Origin of the sequence: Agreia sp. PsM10 (assembly GCF_030433855.1) — a bacterium.
Classification (GTDB): domain Bacteria; phylum Actinomycetota; class Actinomycetes; order Actinomycetales; family Microbacteriaceae; genus Agreia.
The window spans coordinates 1-243 of the sequence record NZ_JARUXC010000077.1 but is presented as its reverse complement, the minus strand read 5'-3'; the positions used below and the strand labels follow the sequence as shown (position 1 = coordinate 243).

Below are 243 nucleotides of genomic sequence, written 5' to 3'. Positions count from 1 at the left end.
ATCTGGCCGGCATCGTCGCCAACACCTCGAAGCCGTTTCGCTTCCTGGTCACTGCCACCGCGTCTGGTTTCGATGTCGCCGCCGCCGATTGCGGCAAGCCGACCGAAGCGATCCGCCGCGCCGCCACCGATTTCGTTCTCAAGGCCGGCATCGCCAGGCTCTCCATCGACGGCGAGATCATCGTCGAGGCGGTGAAGCCGACGTTGACCTTCGGCACCGCGACCGTAATGCCGCCGCCGGGCG

General features: G+C 67.1%; 1 protein-coding gene. It reads left to right on the top strand.

Features of this window, described 5'->3' with window-relative positions; genetic code table 11:
- Positions 1 to 243, top strand: a 243-nt coding sequence (locus QCD70_RS19095) for a hypothetical protein (RefSeq protein ID WP_301219222.1), incomplete at both ends; no start/stop codon positions are given.